Annotated in this window: 1 protein-coding gene; it reads right to left on the bottom strand. The window is 60.3% G+C overall.

Going from position 1 to position 290, the window contains the following annotated elements:
- On the bottom strand, positions 1–290 hold a 290-nt coding region (gene folK, locus BK660_RS31800), incomplete at both ends, for a 2-amino-4-hydroxy-6-hydroxymethyldihydropteridine diphosphokinase (protein WP_123436463.1).

The following is a 290-nucleotide window of genomic DNA, read 5'->3' as shown; positions in this document are numbered from 1 at the left end:
GCGTTCCTGAATCTGGTAATGCGGGACTTTCAGGCGCGGTTCGTCGATCAGTCGATCACCGAACAGCAGAATATCCAGATCCAGCGTACGCGGGCCCCAGCGCTCCAGACGCTCGCGGCCTTGATCATTCTCGATGGCTTGCAGCGCATCGAGCAGCTCAATCGGCGCAAGATCGCTGTCGAGCGCCGCAACCGCGTTGGTATATCGCGGTTGGCCCGGCAGCAATGAATCGCTTTGATAGAAGGCGGAAACGCCCACCAGTGTGGTCTGCGGCAATTGCCCCAGCGCCT

This window comes from Pseudomonas brassicacearum (assembly GCF_003732265.1).
Taxonomy (GTDB): domain Bacteria; phylum Pseudomonadota; class Gammaproteobacteria; order Pseudomonadales; family Pseudomonadaceae; genus Aquipseudomonas; species Aquipseudomonas brassicacearum_D.
Note: the sequence above shows the minus strand (reverse complement) of the source record. Positions and strands in the feature narration are given on the sequence as shown.